This window comes from Bacillus sp. AFS098217, from assembly GCF_002551815.1.
Taxonomy (GTDB): Bacteria; Bacillota; Bacilli; order Bacillales; family Bacillaceae_G; genus Bacillus_A.
Map to the genome: position 1 here is coordinate 1 of NZ_NVPR01000095.1, position 302 is coordinate 302.

2 tRNA genes are annotated in these 302 nt (G+C 43.4%); both read right to left on the reverse strand.

The window, feature by feature from the left end:
* Window positions 1-42: 42 nt before the first annotated feature.
* Window positions 43-118: transfer RNA gene (locus COO03_RS22270), tRNA-Ala, on the reverse strand.
* An 8-nt stretch (window positions 119-126) separates the two neighbouring features.
* Window positions 127-203 (reverse strand) — tRNA-Ile (locus COO03_RS22275).
* Between the last annotated feature and the right edge of the window lie 99 nt (window positions 204-302).

Sequence of the window (302 nt, forward strand, 5' to 3'; positions counted from 1 at the left end):
CTAGTTTTCAAAGAACATACCATACTATATAAAATAGTGTTTTGGTGGAGCCTAGCGGGATCGAACCGCTGACCTCCTGCGTGCAAGGCAGGCGCTCTCCCAGCTGAGCTAAGGCCCCAAGTTGTATGGTGGGCCTAAATGGACTCGAACCATCGACCTCACGCTTATCAGGCGTGCGCTCTAACCAGCTGAGCTATAGGCCCATACAAATTGCAGAATTAATTTATATCATATTTTCTTTTGAGAATCAATACTTTTTTATTGAACTCTCAAAACTAAACGAAAACGAAACACGGAAACTT